This window comes from Paraburkholderia sp. RL17-373-BIF-A (assembly GCF_046030175.1).
Lineage (GTDB): Bacteria > Pseudomonadota > Gammaproteobacteria > Burkholderiales > Burkholderiaceae > Paraburkholderia.
This window is the reverse complement of the sequence record NZ_JARESO010000025.1, coordinates 108642-125400: the sequence shown is the minus strand read 5'-3', so window position 1 is coordinate 125400 and position 16759 is coordinate 108642. Positions and strand designations below refer to the sequence as shown.

The 16759-nt window shown below is 63.2% G+C and carries 23 protein-coding genes and 1 tRNA gene; 17 read left to right on the top strand and 7 right to left on the bottom strand.

The window, feature by feature from the left end; genetic code table 11:
• The first annotated feature begins 166 nt into the window (after positions 1–166).
• Positions 167–628, top strand: a complete 462-nt coding sequence (locus P0D80_RS28070; protein WP_408288242.1) for a DUF1488 family protein — start codon at positions 167–169, stop codon at positions 626–628.
• A gap of 48 nt (positions 629–676) precedes the next feature.
• On the opposite strand, the gene P0D80_RS28065 is transcribed toward P0D80_RS28070, so the two are convergent.
• A complete protein-coding gene (locus P0D80_RS28065) occupies positions 677–1675 on the bottom strand; it encodes an NAD-dependent epimerase/dehydratase family protein (protein WP_408288239.1) in 999 nt (332 codons plus the stop codon).
• Positions 1676–1810: 135 nt separating this feature from the next.
• Here P0D80_RS28065 and P0D80_RS28060 point away from each other — a divergent pair, with 135 nt between their 5' ends.
• On the top strand, positions 1811–2689 hold the full coding sequence (locus P0D80_RS28060) for a TetR/AcrR family transcriptional regulator (RefSeq protein WP_408288236.1): 879 nt from the start codon (positions 1811–1813) through the stop codon (positions 2687–2689).
• A 46-nt stretch (positions 2690–2735) separates the two neighbouring features.
• Positions 2736–3872 carry an enoyl-CoA hydratase/isomerase family protein gene (locus P0D80_RS28055; RefSeq protein ID WP_408288233.1) on the top strand — a complete coding sequence of 379 codons (1137 nt, stop codon included), beginning with the start codon at positions 2736–2738 and terminating at the stop codon, positions 3870–3872.
• 90 nt (positions 3873–3962) lie between these two features.
• Here P0D80_RS28055 and P0D80_RS28050 read toward each other — a convergent pair whose 3' ends face one another.
• A complete protein-coding gene (locus P0D80_RS28050; protein WP_408288230.1) occupies positions 3963–4388 on the bottom strand; it encodes a hypothetical protein in 426 nt (141 codons plus the stop codon).
• A 503-nt stretch (positions 4389–4891) separates the two neighbouring features.
• Here P0D80_RS28050 and ssuD point away from each other — a divergent pair.
• Genes ssuD through P0D80_RS28030 form a run of 4 tightly spaced genes read left to right on the top strand, consistent with a single transcriptional unit; the run spans position 4892 to position 8213 of the window.
• The gene (ssuD, locus tag P0D80_RS28045; protein ID WP_408175637.1) at positions 4892–6052 is read left to right on the top strand and encodes an FMNH2-dependent alkanesulfonate monooxygenase; all 1161 of its coding nucleotides are present in this window, start codon (positions 4892–4894) and stop codon (positions 6050–6052) included.
• A 56-nt stretch (positions 6053–6108) separates the two neighbouring features.
• Positions 6109–6951 carry an aliphatic sulfonate ABC transporter permease SsuC gene (gene ssuC, locus P0D80_RS28040; RefSeq protein WP_408288226.1) on the top strand — a complete coding sequence of 281 codons (843 nt, stop codon included), beginning with the start codon at positions 6109–6111 and terminating at the stop codon, positions 6949–6951.
• On the top strand, positions 6948–7949 hold the full coding sequence (locus P0D80_RS28035; RefSeq protein ID WP_408288223.1) for an ATP-binding cassette domain-containing protein: 1002 nt from the start codon (positions 6948–6950) through the stop codon (positions 7947–7949). Before ssuC ends, P0D80_RS28035 begins: the two co-directional genes overlap by 4 nt.
• 48 nt (positions 7950–7997) lie before the next feature.
• Positions 7998–8213 (top strand): TOBE domain-containing protein, encoded by a 216-nt coding sequence (locus P0D80_RS28030; RefSeq protein ID WP_012432764.1) that lies wholly within the window; start codon positions 7998–8000, stop codon positions 8211–8213.
• A 6-nt stretch (positions 8214–8219) separates the two neighbouring features.
• Here P0D80_RS28030 and P0D80_RS28025 read toward each other — a convergent pair whose 3' ends face one another.
• The gene (locus P0D80_RS28025; protein ID WP_408288220.1) at positions 8220–8534 is read right to left on the bottom strand and encodes a hypothetical protein; all 315 of its coding nucleotides are present in this window, start codon (positions 8532–8534) and stop codon (positions 8220–8222) included.
• A gap of 150 nt (positions 8535–8684) precedes the next feature.
• On the opposite strand from P0D80_RS28025, the gene P0D80_RS28020 reads away from it, so the two are divergent.
• From P0D80_RS28020 to P0D80_RS28010, 3 genes are all read left to right on the top strand, one after another.
• On the top strand, positions 8685–8882 hold the full coding sequence (locus tag P0D80_RS28020) for a hypothetical protein (protein WP_132374864.1): 198 nt from the start codon (positions 8685–8687) through the stop codon (positions 8880–8882).
• Between the two features lie 112 nt (positions 8883–8994).
• Positions 8995–9240 carry a DUF6566 family protein gene (locus P0D80_RS28015; RefSeq protein ID WP_408175633.1) on the top strand — a complete coding sequence of 82 codons (246 nt, stop codon included), beginning with the start codon at positions 8995–8997 and terminating at the stop codon, positions 9238–9240.
• Between the two features lie 92 nt (positions 9241–9332).
• Positions 9333–9701 (top strand): glyoxalase superfamily protein, encoded by a 369-nt coding sequence (locus P0D80_RS28010; RefSeq protein WP_408175631.1) that lies wholly within the window; start codon positions 9333–9335, stop codon positions 9699–9701.
• A 149-nt stretch (positions 9702–9850) separates the two neighbouring features.
• Here the strand turns inward: P0D80_RS28010 and P0D80_RS28005 are convergent, their stop codons facing one another.
• The gene (locus P0D80_RS28005) at positions 9851–10117 is read right to left on the bottom strand and encodes a hypothetical protein (protein ID WP_408175630.1); all 267 of its coding nucleotides are present in this window, start codon (positions 10115–10117) and stop codon (positions 9851–9853) included.
• 313 nt (positions 10118–10430) lie between these two features.
• On the opposite strand from P0D80_RS28005, the gene P0D80_RS28000 reads away from it, so the two are divergent.
• From P0D80_RS28000 to P0D80_RS27985, 4 genes are all read left to right on the top strand, one after another.
• Positions 10431–10655 carry a hypothetical protein gene (locus P0D80_RS28000; RefSeq protein ID WP_408288215.1) on the top strand — a complete coding sequence of 75 codons (225 nt, stop codon included), beginning with the start codon at positions 10431–10433 and terminating at the stop codon, positions 10653–10655.
• 89 nt (positions 10656–10744) lie between these two features.
• The gene (locus tag P0D80_RS27995; RefSeq protein WP_132374860.1) at positions 10745–10990 is read left to right on the top strand and encodes a hypothetical protein; all 246 of its coding nucleotides are present in this window, start codon (positions 10745–10747) and stop codon (positions 10988–10990) included.
• A gap of 117 nt (positions 10991–11107) precedes the next feature.
• Positions 11108–12109, top strand: a complete 1002-nt coding sequence (gene dusA, locus P0D80_RS27990; RefSeq protein WP_408288211.1) for a tRNA dihydrouridine(20/20a) synthase DusA — start codon at positions 11108–11110, stop codon at positions 12107–12109.
• An 88-nt stretch (positions 12110–12197) separates the two neighbouring features.
• Positions 12198–12273 (top strand) — tRNA-His (locus P0D80_RS27985).
• Positions 12274–12350: 77 nt separating this feature from the next.
• On the opposite strand, the gene P0D80_RS27980 is transcribed toward P0D80_RS27985, so the two are convergent.
• On the bottom strand, positions 12351–12719 hold the full coding sequence (locus P0D80_RS27980; RefSeq protein ID WP_408175627.1) for a hypothetical protein: 369 nt from the start codon (positions 12717–12719) through the stop codon (positions 12351–12353).
• Between the two features lie 349 nt (positions 12720–13068).
• On the opposite strand from P0D80_RS27980, the gene P0D80_RS27975 reads away from it, so the two are divergent.
• From P0D80_RS27975 to P0D80_RS27965, 3 genes are all read left to right on the top strand, one after another.
• On the top strand, positions 13069–14661 hold the full coding sequence (locus tag P0D80_RS27975) for a tetratricopeptide repeat-containing sulfotransferase family protein (protein WP_408288207.1): 1593 nt from the start codon (positions 13069–13071) through the stop codon (positions 14659–14661).
• Entirely contained in the window at positions 14658–15197 is a 540-nt protein-coding gene (gene cysC, locus P0D80_RS27970; RefSeq protein ID WP_408288204.1) for an adenylyl-sulfate kinase, read from the top strand. Before P0D80_RS27975 ends, cysC begins: the two co-directional genes overlap by 4 nt.
• A 107-nt stretch (positions 15198–15304) precedes the next feature.
• Positions 15305–15955 (top strand): trimeric intracellular cation channel family protein, encoded by a 651-nt coding sequence (locus P0D80_RS27965; RefSeq protein WP_408288201.1) that lies wholly within the window; start codon positions 15305–15307, stop codon positions 15953–15955.
• A gap of 66 nt (positions 15956–16021) precedes the next feature.
• Here the strand turns inward: P0D80_RS27965 and P0D80_RS27960 are convergent, their stop codons facing one another.
• Both P0D80_RS27960 and P0D80_RS27955 read right to left on the bottom strand, forming a co-directional pair.
• A complete protein-coding gene (locus P0D80_RS27960) occupies positions 16022–16267 on the bottom strand; it encodes a hypothetical protein (RefSeq protein WP_132374854.1) in 246 nt (81 codons plus the stop codon).
• 207 nt (positions 16268–16474) lie between these two features.
• The gene (locus P0D80_RS27955; RefSeq protein ID WP_132376917.1) at positions 16475–16687 is read right to left on the bottom strand and encodes a DUF3820 family protein; all 213 of its coding nucleotides are present in this window, start codon (positions 16685–16687) and stop codon (positions 16475–16477) included.
• Positions 16688–16759 lie beyond the last annotated feature (72 nt).

Genomic DNA, 16759 nt, shown 5'->3' with positions numbered 1-16759 from the left:
ACGTCGGCTCGGTGAGCCTGGCTGAACACGGTCCGGACGATCCTCACCGAATGGAAACCTTGCTTGAACTCGGCGACGGGCAGCGCTTCGGCAGCGAAGAGGAGGCGCTCGTCTTCGTCGAGCAGGCGGCGCGCGATTACGTCGACCGCTTGTTGGGAGGCGCTTGATGGCAGTGCGTAAGGCGGAGCAAAGCGTGACTGCGAGCATCGACAAAACCGCTGACGAAAGCGCTGCGGCAGGCTGGACCGCGGTCCGGCCGCGCGAGTACCATATCGACGTTGTCCGGGGCCGGCCAGTTCTCGCCGGCGCCGGTTCCCTGCCGGATCTTTCTGATGAGGCGACCATGGAAATTCGGTTTCCCGCGGACGCGCCCGCTTACCGCGACTCGAATCTGACCGTTGTCTTTCCCGCACTGGTGGACGGCGAGCCGGTGCCGTGCGCGATCTCGGTGGAAGCGCTCGAAGATCACTTCGGCGCCTACTCCGAGGACCTGGAAGGCTGGATGCGGGCGTTCGACGCCGGACGTCCGCGCATCGAAGCGGTCGCGCGCGAGCACTTGCAGATCAGCAACGGCACGCCCGTGCTGCTCAAGAGTGGCCACTTTCCGCCGGGCAACGTAGCGGGGTAGTGGCGCTGCCACACCACCGCCGTACCCGGACCGTGCTCGTATTCTCATTCAAGCCGCGCTCGCGGCGCTTCTGTTCGCTCCTGCATTTGCCGATGCCGACTCACGCGCGGCATCGAACGCATGGCGGATGCCTTCTTCATAAGACGTCCTGGCGATCGGGCCGATCAGTTCGGTCAACGCCGAGTCGTCGAGCACGACCGGTTCGGTCATCAGGTAATTCATCTCCACCAGTTCCCGCATCAACGGATTGAACAGGCCGAGGATGCGCAGCAGGGTTTTGCCCGCCACCATCAGCTTCGGTTGGCGGCCCGCCAGCGCGTAGGCTTGCCGCGCCACTTCGCGCTGCGTGATGGTGCCCGTGCCGGCGAGGTGCCACCATCGTCCATACGCCTCGGGCGTGCGGGTGAGCAGTTCGACCACCGGTCCGATATCCGGCAGATAGATGAATTCATGTGGCACATCCACGGGGCCGATCACCTGCGCGCGTTTGCCGTTAGCCGCGGCTTCGAACACGCCGTTCAGCAGACTGCGTTCGATACCCGGACCGTAGAAGTCGGGCAGGCGCAGCACGAGGGTCGAGAGACCGTCCCTCCCATGCGCCGCCAGCACCAGATTTTCCTGCGCGAGCCGCATTTGGCCCTTGAACGTATGCGGCTCACGCGGATGGTTTTCGCGGATCGGATTGTCGCGGGCGTGGCCGTACGGATACACCGTGCCGATCAGAATGAAGCGCTCGACGCCCGCCGCGGTCACGCCGGCAAGCGTTCTCTCCATGAGCGGCGGATGCGCGGCGAACTGATCGTAGGGCACGCCGACCAGATAGATCACCGTCTGCAGACCTTGCGACGCCGCGCGGATCGAAGCCGGGTCGTCCGGATTCCACGTGACGATCTCCGCGTGGGGATCGTGGCCGAACGCGGCCTCGAGCGACTGGCGCGAGCGGCCGACTACCCGATAGTCGCGGCCCGCCGCGCCGAGCGCCGCCGCGATGATCTGACCGGCCGCGCCCGCGGCGCCGAATAAACCCACCTTGCCTGTGACTTGCATGACGACTCCTTGAAGCGGCGCCGCATCGCGTCCGCATGAGTTGCGACTGATGTTCGAAAATTTAATGAACACCGTTCAGTGAACAGTGTTCAGTTTAATTTGACTTTTCAGTTTGTCAACCCGAAAATGCTCGTCATGGGAATCGCCGAACGAAAGAACCGCCAGAAACAGGCACTGCGCGAACGCATCCTCGATGCCGCGCGGCGTATCGTGATGCGCGAAGGCTTTGCCGCGCTGTCCATGCGCAAAATCGCCGACGCCATCGAATATTCACCGGCCACGCTGTATCTGCACTTCGCAAGCCGCGATGAGATCGCGCAAGCGTTGTGCGCGGAGGGCTACGCGCAACTGCTGGAGACGTTCGTGCCGCTCGCGGGCATCGCCGATCCTGCCGAGCGGCTCAAGGCGCTCGGGCGGGCTTATGTGGCATTCGGCGTCGCGCATCCGGAAACGTACCGGCTCATCTTCATGGAAGATCCGAGCTACACCGGCGCGGCGTTGGGTGGCGCGGCGAAGGGTAAGGCGGTGGCGGGCGACGGCAACGGGATCACGGCGTCTGACGAGGCAAGCGGCGAAGCGGCCGCGCCCGAGGACGATCCCGGCGAGGCCGCCTTGCACATCATGATTTCCGCGCTCGAAGAACTCAAAGCAGCGGGGCGTCTGTCGGCGTCGATGGATGTGGCGGTGTGGGCCGAGGCGTTCTGGGCGAACCTGCACGGCATCGTTGCCCTGAACCTCACGTGTCCCGTGTTTCCGAGCGCGTCACTCGATACGGTGGTGGAGGTCGCGCTCGACGCCTGGCTGGGCGCATCGCACGCAACGCAACCGCAGAGCACCAAGACCACCGCCGGCACGCGCAAGAAAAAATCCCCTGATGTGCGCACCGAATCGTCGGAGGAGTCGGAGCCGGAACCAGACAACGAGCCCGCCGCTCAGCCTGCAGCCAAAAAATCGGCGAAGGCGGCGAGCGGTGTCAGCGAGCCCGCTCCCAGGCGCAAAGCCACGAGTGCGTGATAACGTTCAATTCCACCTCACTTTGCGCCGTTGCGCTTAGCTCTCCATGTCCATTTCCGCCTCGCCCGCCATCAGCGACGAAGTCGCGACTTACGTAGCCAACCGCATCGGTTTCATCGAACTGGAAAGGCCGAAGGCGCTCAACGCGCTGTCGACCGGCATGATTCGCGCGATGCACGCGGCGCTCGACCAGTGGCGCGAAGAGCCGGACGTGCTCGCCGTCGTGGTGCGCAGCCAGCACCCGCGCGCGTTCTGCGCGGGAGGCGACATCCGCTTTCTCTACGAGTCGGCGCAGCGCGGCGAGCATGACGCGCGCGACACGTTTTTCATCGAGGAATACCGGCTCAACCACGCGATCTTTACCTATCCGAAGCCGTATATCGCGTTGATGAACGGCGTCGTGATGGGCGGTGGCATGGGCATCTCGCAGGGCGCGCATCGCACCGGCGGTCTGCGCGTCGTTACCGGTTCGATCAAGATGGCGATGCCCGAAACCCGCATCGGCCTCTTTCCCGATGTCGGCGCGGGGTGGTTTCTGGCCCGCACGCCGGGCGCGATCGGCCGCTATCTGGCCGTAACCGGCGAAACGATCGGCGCGGCCGACGCGCTCTACGCCGGTCTCGCCGACACCTACATCGATGACGCGGCGTTGCCCGCGCTGGTCGACGCCTTGCGCGGCGAGCGGTTCGAGCGCGGCGCGGATGTGGTGGCGTGCGTCGAACGCGAGACGCTCGCGCATCAGGTCGTGCCGCGACCGGAGGCGTCGTCGCTGGCGAACGCGCGTGCGTTGATCGATCGTCACTTCGCGTTGCCGGATGTCGCGCGGATTCTCGCGTCGCTCGAAAGCGAGCGCAACGGCGGCGGCGACGCCGCCGATTGGGCCGAACAGATGATTGCGGTGTTGCGCGAACGTTCGCCGCTGTCGATGGCGGTGTCGCTGGAAGTGGTAACGCGCGCCGAGGGTTCGATGGCCGATGTGCTGCGTAGCGATCTCGATCTGACGCGCTCGAGCTTTCTGCACGGTGACACGATCGAAGGCATTCGCGCGCGCATCATCGACAAGGACAACGCGCCGCGCTGGCGCTTTGCGCGCATCGAAGACGTGAACCCCGCCGAGGTCGAGAAGATGTTCGAGAGCCCGTGGCCGGCGAACGAACACCCGCTGCGGGATTTGCGCGGTTAAGGCGCGAGCGATTCCAAGTTCAGCATGCTATGCGGCCCTTGCCGGCGGCATAGCGTTGCGACTGACCCTGCGGCCAAGCGGCCAAGCCGCTCATTCCTCGTCTTCACTCGCCATGAACGCGCGCATGAACACCAGCGCGCCCCAGCCCCACATCGCATTCGCCGCGAATCCCACGGAGAGGCGCGGCAGCATGTTGCCGCTCGGCCAGATGCCGCGCAGCGGATCGATCACGAACACACTCGCCGCTGTCAACGCAATGCCGCCGAACACGAAGGCCGGCACCCACGGCGCACGCCGATGCGGCGCGACGCGCAAGAGCCACGCCATCAGCACGGCCCAGACCGCGCTCCAGATCGCATTGGCGATGAACTCAGGCAGCCCGAGCGGTAAAAACGGCGCGGTCGAAAAACCGGTCGGGTCGATCATCCCGGCTGCATGCAGCAGCGCCAGCGTCGATTCGTGGAAGAACAGGGAAGCCAGAAAACCGGCGACGAACGGCAGGATGAGTTTTTGCATGCATTGCACCGCCAAGGTACAGGCGGCGTGGTTCGCATGGCCTGTACCGGGATTATTGGAAACGTGCGCCATTATATATAGTGACCGTGCCTTTCCAGCGTGCACAACGCGCAACATCCGTATGCTTTAGCGTCGGGCTAATCACGAAAGTGGAAAACCTAAGCTAAAAAAAATCGTTCAAAAGCCGCAGCCCGATCCATAGACTGTTTCTCCATGCAGACGGTGTTTGCCGCCGTCGCCGTTTAATCGAGCGCATGACGCGCACGTTTGGTCGAGGGAAGCCGTCGCGATGTCCTGCCTGATGCCGATCTTCACCCGCCACATGGCGCGCGCGCGCCGGTGGGTCCGCTGTCGCCGCTAACCGGCGCCGCTACCGAATTTTTCCGCCTCTTTGCGATGCACCGTCCGGCTGTGTGCCGGATGGATGGGCGCGGCCGGCGTGTGCGCGAACGCTCGACGCACCGTATTCATTCAATCCAGTTTCGACCATGCAGGAGCAGCAAATGAATGTGTTCTGGTTCATTCCGACTCACGGCGACAGCCGCTATCTCGGTACGTCCCAAGGCGCACGCGCAGCCGATTACGACTATTTCCAGCAGATCGCCGTCGCCGCCGATACGCTCGGCTACGAGGGCGTGCTGCTGCCGACGGGCCGCTCGTGCGAGGACGCATGGGTCGTCGCGTCGAGCCTGATCGCCGCGACCAAACGCCTGAAGTTTCTGGTGGCGATCCGCCCTGGCATTTCGTCGCCCGGATTGGCCGCGCGCATGGCGGCGACCTTCGACCGCCTGTCGAACGGGCGTCTGCTGATCAATGTCGTGACCGGCGGCGACGCGGCCGAACTGGAAGGCGACGGCGTGTTCGTCGACCACGACACGCGCTATGAAATCACCGACGAATTCCTGCACATCTGGCGCAAGCTGCTGGCCGCCTCGCACACCAACGACGCGATCGATTTCGAAGGCAAGCATCTGAGTTCGAAGGGCGGCAAGGCGTTGTATCCGCCCGTGCAGAACCCGCATCCGCCGCTGTGGTTCGGTGGTTCGTCGCCGGCCGCGCACGACATGGCGGGCGAGCATATCGATACCTATCTGACGTGGGGCGAGCCGCCCGCAGCGGTGGCGAAGAAAATCGCCGACATTCGCGCGCGCGCCGCGGCGCATGGCCGCCAGATCAAGTTCGGGATTCGTCTGCACGTGATCGTGCGCGAGACGGAAGAAGAAGCGTGGGCCGCCGCCGACAAGCTGATCAGCAAGCTCGACGACGAAACCATCACGCGCGCCCAGGCCTCGTTTTCGAAGATGGACTCGGAGGGTCAGCGCCGCATGGCCGCGCTGCACGGCGGCAAGCGCGGCGGCCGCGCGGAGCTCGAGGTCTATCCGAATCTGTGGGCGGGCGTCGGCCTCGTGCGTGGCGGCGCGGGCACGGCGCTGGTCGGCAGCCCGGAGCAGGTGGCGGCGCGCATGAAGGAGTACGCCGAGCTCGGCATCGACACCTTCATTCTGTCGGGCTATCCGCATCTGGAAGAGTCGTATCGCTTCGCCGAGCTTGTGTTTCCGCTGCTGCCGAATCGTCAGAACAAGGTGTCGAACGGACCGCTGTCGGGGCCGTTCGGCGAGATCGTCGGCAACAACTATCTGCCGAAGGCGGCGAGTTCGAGCTGACCTCGCGTGTTGTGAGCAGCAGGCATCACCACCGATAAGCAATGAGGAACGCAAGCATGGCTCAATCCACTGTGAGCGCCGGGCAGCACGAAGGCGCCGAGGCCGGTGTGGCTTTGAACGCGTTGCGCCGGATCGGCGCGCATCTCGCGCCGTGGCTCGCGCCGCTCGCGATTCTGCTGGCCTGGGAATTCGCCGCGAGGAGCGGCGTGCTGTCGACGCGCGTGCTCCCTGAACCGCTCGCGGTCGTGAAGGCCGCGTGGTCGCTGATCCAGTCCGGCGAAATGTGGGCGGACGTGAAGGTCAGCACGTGGCGCGCGGTGTCGGGTTTCGCGATTGGCGGCGGTATCGGCCTCGTGCTTGGACTCGCGACGGGTCTGTTCAAGCCCGCCGAGATCGCGCTCGACTCGACCGTGCAGATGATCCGCAACATCCCGGCGCTGGCGATGATTCCGCTCGTGATTCTGTGGTTCGGCATCGAGGAGCAGGCGAAGGTGTTTCTCGTCGCGCTGGGCGTGTTTTTCCCGATCTACGTGAACACCTTTCACGGCATTCGTTCGGTCGACGCCAACCTGATCGAAATGGCGCGCAGTTATGGCGTGAAGGGTTTCGCGCTGTACCGGCACGTGATTCTGCCGGGCGCGTTGCCCTCGATTCTGGTCGGCGTGCGCTTCGCGTTCGGGCTGATGTGGGTCACGCTGATCGTCGCCGAAACCATTTCCGCGCAATCGGGTATCGGCTACATGACGATGAACGCACGCGAATTCCTGCAAACCGATGTGGTGGTGGTCGGCATTCTGCTCTACGCGGCGCTCGGCAAACTCGCCGACGTGCTGGCCAAGAGTCTCGAGCGCGTCTCGCTGCGCTGGCATCCGGCCTATCAACGAGGAGCGAAATCATGAGCGCAACGACCTTGTCCGCGTCGTTCGGCGGCATTGCCGGCAGCGATCTCGAAGCCGAGTTGGCGCAAGCGCGCACCGTCGATCATGACGCGCATGAAGCCGCTGACCGCGAATATGCCGATGCAGCGCACCATCGTCAGGCGCGTGTCGATACGGCGCTGTCGGCCGGCGCGCTCGCGCGCAACGACGCCCGCCGTGCCGGGGATTATTCGGTGGAATTGCGCGGCGTCGGCAAACGCTATGGCGAGCGCCAGGTGCTGTCCGATTTCAATCTGTCGATCGAGCGCGGCAGTTTCGTGGCGATCGTCGGCCGCAGCGGCTGCGGGAAATCGACCTTGCTGCGGCTCGTCGCCGGTCTGGAAAAGACCACTTCGGGCGTGCTCGAAAAGCGCACCGAGGACGGCGGTCCGCTCGACGCCCGCATCATGTTTCAGGACGCGCGTCTGCTGCCCTGGAAGAGCGTGCTGCAAAACGTGATGCTCGGCCTCGGCCGCAGCGCCCGTGAGGACGCCCGCGCCGTACTCGCCGAAGTCGGCTTGCTCGAGCGCGCCAACGACTGGCCCGCGCAGCTTTCCGGCGGTCAGCGTCAGCGGGTGGCGCTGGCGCGGGCGCTCGTGCATCGGCCGCAATTGCTGTTGCTCGATGAGCCGCTCGGCGCGCTCGATGCGCTGACGCGCATCGAAATGCACGCGCTGATCGAGCGGTTGTGGCGCGAGCATCAATTTACCGCGCTGCTGGTCACGCACGACGTACATGAAGCCGTGGCGCTCGGCGACCGGATCCTGCTGATCGAAGAAGGGCGCATCGCGCTCGATCAGCCGGTGCCGCTGGCGCGTCCGCGGGCGCGCGCGTCGGCCGGTTTCGCCGCGCTCGAAGAACATGTGTTGCAACGCGTACTGAAGACGGCGCCGAATGACGACGCGCTGTCCCACCGCGCATACGACGCACGTGACGAAGGCCGTCTCAGGCGGCCGACGGAAGTTCGCTGGGCCGTTTGACATTGCTTGACTGACTGTTTCTAAATCGCTTTTCTGGAGTCACTCGATATGGGCATTTCCGCAATCAACGTACGCAATCAGTTCAAAGGCAAGGTCAAGGAAATCATCCGCGGACCGGTGGTGTCCGAAGTCGATGTGGATACGCCATTCGGTATCGTCACCTCGGTGATCACCACGCGCTCCATCGACGAACTCGAGCTGACGGTCGGCTCGGAAGTGATCGCGCTGGTGAAGTCGACGGAGGTGTCCATCGCGCGCCTCTGAGGCTCGCTATTTTGCGTTCGCGCCGCTGGCGGGCGGCTCGTGCGTCATCCGGTCGTTGGTCGGCTTGGTCGGACGCTTGATCGGCATGTTGTCGGGATTGCTCGAGCCGCCTGAGCCCGAGGCGGACTCGGGCGGCTTGACCATCGACGAGCTGTCGTTTTGCGGCGCTGCCTGGGCCGGGTTTTTCGTCGTTTGTCCGGTTTGCCCTGCTTGTTGCGCGGTTCCCGGTTTCGCCGTCTGTGCGAATGCCACCGTGCCACTCGTGCCGGCTACCGCCAGCGCGACGCCCGCTGTCAGCGCCGCCCATCTGCTTCGCTCCATGTCCGTCCTCCTTGGCGATGCCGCCTGGCGGTTTCGCCGCTGTCACGCTGGTGGGATGACTCCCGCCACGCAACCCGCGTGCCTCGACGCGCGCCTGCATACGTCCCCGAAACTTGCTAGGATGAATTGAGCATGTAGACGGAGACGGCCATGTCGAAGTCATTGAGTCCCGAAGCGGTTGAAGCCTTGCGGCGTCTGAACGACGTCGGCGTCGGACAGGAGGCGCCGAAACTGGCGCAGTCCATTACAGCCGAATTGCTGGCAGGCGGCCTGGTTGCCGAAGCGAGCGGCGGCGACGTCGAAATCACCTGCAACGGCCGGCAATATCTGTCTGGCGATTGCGATTGATCGTCAGCGCAAGGTCGGCCTGACGCTCGGGCCGAATCGTTCCGCGAGCCGTCGAGCCTGCTCGCCGGACGAGTCTGGCCGTCACATTCACGGCGACACCACGGAGGCGCACATGGAGCCGAAGGGCCTCGACATGGGGGACTACCAGGAGCGCTATCAGGACTACGACATCGAGGTCGCCGTCGAGCAGGTGCTGACAGGCGTGAAAGCGCATTTTCGGGTGTTGCGGGGCGACGTGGTTGTGCTCGACTGGCGGCTCGTGCACATCGACACCTTATGGTGCACGGAGCATGCCGCGGCCGAGGCGGGCTTCCGGGCGGCGCGCGCAGTGATCGACGCGGGCGGCCTGGCCGCCTAGCCACCTGGCCGCCTGCTCCTTGCGCGCCTGGGTGAAATTGCGAACGCGTTCGATTAAGCTGGCTGTCCCGCCATGACTAGCTGGAGACCGCTGTGCATCTCGCGCGTGCCATCCCGATCATCCGTATCTTTTCCGAGGAAAAAGCCCGGGAGTTTTACGTGGACTTTCTCGGCTTCACTGTCGAATGGGAACACCGGTTCGAAGAGAATTTCCCGCTCTATGCGCAGGTGCGGCGCTCCGATCTGATCCTGCACTTGAGCGAGCATCATGGCGACGCCACGCCAGGTTCGACTATTTTCGTGCCGATGCAGGACATCGACGCGTTTCATGCCGAACTTCAGCGCAAAGACTACAAATATGGAAAGCCGGGTGTTGAAACGTTGCCGTGGGGAAGGGTGCTGGAGACGGTCGATCCGTTTGGCAACCGGATCCGGTTTTGCGAATCGCCGAAGGGCGACTAGGCGGGCGATCAGTCGCTGAGCAGTGAGCGGCGTGCAATGGTGCGGCTTGAATGCCGCGTAAACGCAACTGGACGCCGGCATCGATACTGCATGCGCGGCGCCCAGTTTACCGGTTGCCCTCGTGAGGCAGCCGGTTCAACGGCAACTGCTTAGTGGCCGAAGAAAACCGATTGCGGGCCCGAAACCGGCTCTTTGGTGCCCGATTGCGACGACACGTTGTTCACGCCGCCGTAGGCATTCGATTCAGCGTTGGCGCGTTCAGCTGCGACGGTTTGTGCGTTCTGGCCTTGTTGCGAAGCCGGTGCGCCGACCGACGGACGGTAGAACGGTGCCGGGCCGTAGCCGCTAGCAAAGGCGGGAGCAGCGATCGAGGCAGAAACAGCAACCAGCAGGGCGGCGATGAGCTTGGTCTTCATGGTGTGACTCCGATAACGTTTCGACTTCAATTCAGGAAGGCGTCGCAGGGGCCGGTGAGGTGTGTCTGCAACGTCGATGGGAGGCAGTGTATACCCCTACTATTGAAAATTTGTGCCGATAATCTGAAATTACTGTTCTTGATTCTGAAATAATCGGCTGAAGGTAAGCGGGACAAGCGTCAGCGGTGTTCCGACCCCGCGGGCCAAGCGTTTTGGGCCGTCAAAGACCCGCGTGGCGGTGCGGGTTAATCGCAATTGGCAGCGGGGTGCGAATCGGCGTTCAGTCTGATTAGTTGCCTTGGGGAGCACTTCGATGGACCTGTGGATTCAACCGTGCGCCGACTGCTTCGAGCTTTTTGGCTTGCCGGCCGCCCATCGCCCGCATGACAACCTGACGTTGAATAGTCGCGAGGCAGTGAAGGACGAGCGAGCGGAGGAGCACTACACGTGCGTGCGCTGTCGAGCGGCGTTCGCGCGCGTCCTTGCCGGCGAGCCGCGGAAGCAGATATGGATGCTGTTGAACGCGGGGCAGCACTGATGGCTGGTCTGTTCCGCGAGGGGCGACCGTTTCGCATGCTCTCGTGAGCCCGCTGTAAAGTTTTCGGCGCGGCTGCCGAAAACGGGAGCATGAAATACTTCTTCGACTACAAGCTCGCCGATAAATATGGCTATGGGATGGCCGTATATATCGCCGCTGAAACTTCCGATTTGCAGCGCGCGATCGATTTGACGAACGCACGACGCCTGCGCGCCGGCCGACGCCTGATCGAGGACGCGCGCATCGAGGACGTGGTATCGGCCATGCGCAACACTGGGTTGCTGCAGGCTAAAACGGATGAGGGCGGAACGAACGTCTCGGGCGCGACTCGCTGAAGCTCAGCGTTTTGGTGTCAAACAATCGAAGCGCAGGTGGCCAGTAGCCCGCCCGGGCCGGCGATTTCACGCCTTGCGGTAAAATCGGTGTTTTGAATCAAGCCGTCTGGCCGCCCCATGTCTTCACCTCACACTCCCAGTCCGCGCCGCGTATCGGTTGCACCGATGATGGACTGGACCGATCGTCATTGCCGTTCCCTGCATCGCGTGATCTCTCGCCATACGTGGCTTTACACGGAAATGGTGACGACCGGCGCGTTGCTGCATGGCGACGTGCCGCGCCATCTCGCGTTCACGCCCGAAGAAGCGCCGGTCGCTTTGCAACTGGGCGGCAGCGAACCTGACGACCTCGCGCGCTCGGCGAAGCTCGGCGAGCAATGGGGCTACGACGAAATCAATCTGAACTGCGGCTGTCCATCCGAACGCGTGCAGCGCGGCGCATTCGGTGCGTGCCTGATGAACGAGCCGCAACTCGTCGCCGACTGCGTGAAGGCCATGCGCGATGCGGTGTCGGTGCCGGTCACCGTGAAGCACCGCATCGGCGTGGATGCCGTGGAAGAGTATGGTTTCGTGCGCGATTTCGTCGGCACGATTGCGGAAGCCGGCTGCAATGTATTCGTGGTGCATGCGCGCAACGCGATTCTCAAGGGCTTGAGTCCGAAGGAGAATCGCGAGATTCCGCCGCTCAAATATGAGTATGCATATCAGTTGAAGCGCGACTTCCCGCATCTGGAGATCATCATCAACGGTGGCATCAAGACGCTCGATGAAGTGGAGACGCATCTTCAACACGTAGACGGTGTGATGCTCGGGCGTGAGGCTTATCACAACCCGTATCTGCTGGCCGATGTCGATGCGCGCTTCTATGGTTCGACGGAAACGCCGCTGACTCGCGAGCAGGTCGAAGCGAAGCTGATCGAGTATTGCGCCGCTGAAATGGCGCGCGGCACTTATCTCGGCTCTATCACGCGCCATGCGCTCGGTCTCTATCGCGGCGAAGCGGGTGCACGTGGATGGCGTCGCGTGTTGTCCGATAGCAAGCGGCTCGCCGCGCGTGATCTGACCATCTTCGACGAGGCAAGACAGCATCTGCGCGAGCCTATCGAAATTTTTGAATAAAGGACTAGGCAAACGGGATTCTTGTTCGTATAATCTCGTTTCTTCATCGGCGAGCCAAGTTTTACGGCGAGTCAAGCAGATGTCAGTGGTGGCTGTAGCTCAGTTGGTAGAGTCCAGGATTGTGATTCCTGTTGTCGTGGGTTCGAGCCCCATCAGCCACCCCAAAGAATTCAGGCAGTAAAAGTTTTACGAACGGCGTTGTGAGAAATCACAACGCCGTTTTTGTTTTGGGTTCGCGGTTTCAATGCCCATGTCCTCCGTGGCCGCCACCGCCGCTGCTCCACGAACTTCCCCCGCCGCTAGCGCTGCTGCCGCCGTGAGATCCGCCGTATCCACCGCCATGCCAGCCACCGCCGCCGCCGTGCCATCCGTTTCCGCCATGCCATCCATGGCCGCCATGCCAGTACCCGCCGTGATAACAGCAGGATCCACCCCAGCCGCCATAGATGCCGACGCTGCCATAAACCGGCGCATACGGCGGCCCGTAGGCATAGCCGTAATCAGGGTAATAAGGTTGCGCGTAGCCGTAGTCATATCCCGGTGCGACCGCGCATCCGGTCAGACTGGCCGTCACTGCCAACAGCGCCATTGATGCAATGAGCTTGCTCACGATTTTCTCCTTCGTATGTGATTCAGAAAAAACGCACGCGCAGGAGTTCAGCAGCATTTGTGTCCACAAATTACGGTTTGCGCATGACATGGCGCGGCGCTCAGACTTGCATGGCGATCGAAAGCCATGGCAATAAGGCGGGGCGACAAGCTCTCCACGCCTTACCCATGCGTCGTGCTGTAACAGTTAGTTAAATATTCGAAACGCAACTGTAGGGCGCGCCTGTTAAGTTGCCTTCAGACAATTACCTTCGACTCCCGACCGTGCCGCTTGCCGGGCTGGATGAAAAGATCGCACTCGCTCACTGTCAGGACCGCTCGATGCGAAGCCTGCAAAAATCCAGCCGTCAATGAAGCAAGATCCGCAGCCGGCTACCGCATCGGAATGGCGCGCCGAAGGCGACGCCTGCGCCGCGCGCGGTGAACTCGACGCCGCGCTCCAACGTTACGAAACTGCCCGCGCCCTCGATCCTTCGGACGCACTCGTTCAGCAGCGCCTCGCGGCCACGCTCGCCGCGCTGAACCGTTTTCCCGAAGCCGTCGTCCGTTACCACGAAGCAATCGCGCTCGATCCGCGCGATACGGATTCGCATCACGGCCTCGGCTGGACGCTTGAGCAGATGCATCGGCTCGAACCGGCGGTGGAAGCCTATCGTGAGGCGACGCGCGTAAATCCTCAAGCCGACGGCTCGCACAACAACATGGGCAACTGCCTGCAGGCGCTCGGCCGTTTCGACGAAGCGCACGAAGCGTATCGCCGCGCGATCGAAGCCGCGCCGCAAGTGCCGCTGTACTATCGCAACTTCGTGCAGTCCAAGCGCCTCGCCGCCGACGATCCCGTGTTCCTCGCGATGGCGCGCCTCGTCGACGACGCCGCGTCGCTCACGCCGGCCAATCAGGCGGAGCTTCACTTCGCGTACGGCCAGGCGCTGTCCGACGTGGGCCGCAACGACGTATCGTTCGATCACTTCCTGAAGGGCAATGCGCTGCACCGCGCCGGCGTGCGGTACAACGAAGCGGAAACGCTCGGCCTGTTCGCGCATCTGCCGGAGCTGATGACCTCCGACGTGCTGGCGGCGAAGCGCGGTCTCGGCGACGCATCGCAGGCGCCGATTTTTATCGTCGGCATGCCGCGCTCGGGTTCGACCTTGATCGAACAGATTCTTGCGAGCCATCCTCAAGTGTTCGGCGCGGGCGAGCGCACGGAATTCGGCGAGGCGCTGGTGAATTGCATCCGCCGCGATCTCGGCGATCCGTTGCGGATCGATATCGAAGCATTGTGGGACGTCGGCGCCGCGCCGTTGCGCACGCTCGGCGCGGACTATCTGCGTCGCATGCGCAATGCGTTGCCGGAACTCCAGGACTTCGCTCAAAACAACGAGTGCAGTCCGGCTGCGAACTACACGCACTTCACCGACAAATATCCGTTCAACTTCATCAACCTCGGCCTGATCCATCTCGCGTTGCCGAACGCCCGCTTCATTCACAGCCGCCGCGCGCCGTTACCAACCTGCCTGTCGATTTTTTCGCGGATCTTTCACGACGTGCCGTTCAGCTATGATCTCGGCGAACTGGGCCGCTACTACCGCGCGTACGACGCCTTGATGGCTCACTGGCAACGCGTGCTCCCTGAAGGTGTGATGATCGAGGTCAAGTATGAAGAACTGGTCGGCGATTTCGAAGCCAATGTGCGCCGCGTGCTCGCGCATTGCGGGCTCGACTGGGACGAACGCTGTCTGTCGTTTTATCGGACCACTCGCCAGGTGAACACGGCCAGCTCCGCGCAGGTGCGCCGTCCGCTGTACAAGACGTCGCTGCAACGCTGGCAGCCGCAACGCGCGTTGCTGCAACCATTGCTCGACGGCTTGGGCCCGGAACTCGCTCCGGCGTGTCACCACGAGGCTGACGAGGTCGCGGCCGGCGGCACGGAGCGTCGCTCATGAGCGCGTCCCGCGGCGCCGTGATCTGGATGACGGGGCTTTCCGGCGCCGGCAAATCGACGCTCGCCAACGCCTTGCATCAGCGGCTGAGGAAAGCGGGGCATGCCGCGATCGTGCTCGATGGCGATGTGCTGCGGCGCGGACTGAACGCCGACCTCGGCTTCACGCCCGAGGACCGCACCGAGAACTTGCGGCGGGTCGCGCATGTCGCGGCGCTCTTCATGCAGCAGGGCTACGTTGTGATTGCCGCGGTGATTTCGCCGGAGCACCGGCATCGGCGTTCGGCGCGTGAAATTGTCGGTGACGGTTTCGTCGAAGTGTTCGTGAATGCCCCGCTCAAGGTCTGCGAAGCCCGCGATGCCAAAGGGCTTTACGCTCGCGCGCGGCGCGGCGAGATTCCGTATTTCACCGGCATTTCCGGGCCTTTCGAAGCGCCGCTCGCATCCGATGTGGAGATCGAGAGCGACCGGATGCCAGTCGACGAATCAGTGGATCGCCTGCTCGCGCATCTGGTCGCGACGGGGCGTCTGAGCCGTTAGCGCGCTTCGTCCTGAAACCCGGCGAGCCATGCGCAGATTTCTCACCCGGCCCACGACGTTTCGCTATACCGTTTCGCTTTCTCGGGGACAGAAGGGGTGAAGCGTCGATGCCGACATTGCCGATACGAAAAGTCAGGCTGAACGTCGAAACACTGGTGCTCGCGGCCGACCTGGCGGGCACGGTGGTCTTTGCGCTCGAGGGTGCGCTCAGCGCGATACGCAGCGGTCTCGACCTGTTGGGCGTGATGGTGATTTCGTTTGTCGCGGCGCTCGGCGGCGGCGTGATTCGCGATCTGCTGATCGGCGATTCGCCGCCGAACGCGATCCGCGACTGGCGCTATCCGGCGCTGACCTTCGTCACCGGTTTGCTCACCTTCATTTTCCACTCGACGGCGCAGCAGTTTCCCGTCGCGCTCGTCACCGTGCTCGATGCGGCGGGCCTCGCGCTCTTCGCCGTGGCGGGCGTGGAAAAAGCGCTGCTGTTCGGCATCCGTCCGTTCATCGCGATGTTGATGGGTACGGTCACGGGTGTGGGCGGCGGCGCGATTCGCGACGTGCTGCTGGCGCGCGTGCCGCTCGTCCTGCATGCCGACATCTATGCGACGGCTGCGTTGGCGGGGGCGTTCATCGTGGTGGTGGCGCGTCGCGCCGGCTTGCCACCGGGCGCCGCGGCGTTGGCGGGCGGCTCGGCGTGCTTCATCTTGCGCGTGCTCGCCGTGACCTACGGCTGGCAGCTGCCGAAGGTGTCGCCCGTTTAAGCGATGCGCATCGACCGTAGGCACACGCACACGCATATGCAAGGCGCGCTTCGAATCGGCTTCGCGTTACCGCAACAACCCGGCCGAATGATGCAAAGCCGGGTACACGCCGATGATGAACGCCGCATAGATGGCAGCCATCGTGACGCCGGCGGCGGTGCCCCAGATGTCGCGCGATGCGGCGCCCTGGCGGAAATGCACAGGCAGTCCGACGACGAGGTAGCCGATCAGGAAGAACGCGATGACCGCCCGTACCGGCGAGAGGTCGTGGCCGATAAATTCGAGCAGCGCGGACAAGCTGAATTCAGACATGGACAGACAGGCAAGATGACAGGCGGACGATAGCGCGAATCATGGAAGTTTGCGCGAAGACCTACGTGGATTAAAGTCCATTCAGCCGGCAAGGTACAAGCAAAAGACTGTATAAATTTGTACAGGCCTACATTGCTTGCACGATGCCTGCAGGGCAACTTTCAGTCATGCTTCACGGCGCTTCACGCGGCTTTCACCGGGAGGCGATCAGCGCTTGCGCAACGGCTCGAGCAGCGACTTCAAACCGTTGTGATCGATCTCGTGCATTAACGCCAGCAGCCGGCCGATTTCGCCCGGCGGAAAGCCTTGGCTAGCAAACCAGTTTAGATAATGACCGGGCAGGTCCGCAATGATGCGGCCTTTATATTTCCCGTAAGGCATGACGCGCGTGACCAGCAGTTCGAGATGTTCGGGATTCATTGCAGAAGGGTCGGCGCTGGGAAACCGCCGCGACACGTTTTGCGCGGCAAAGCGGGCGGCGCCCGCTGGAAC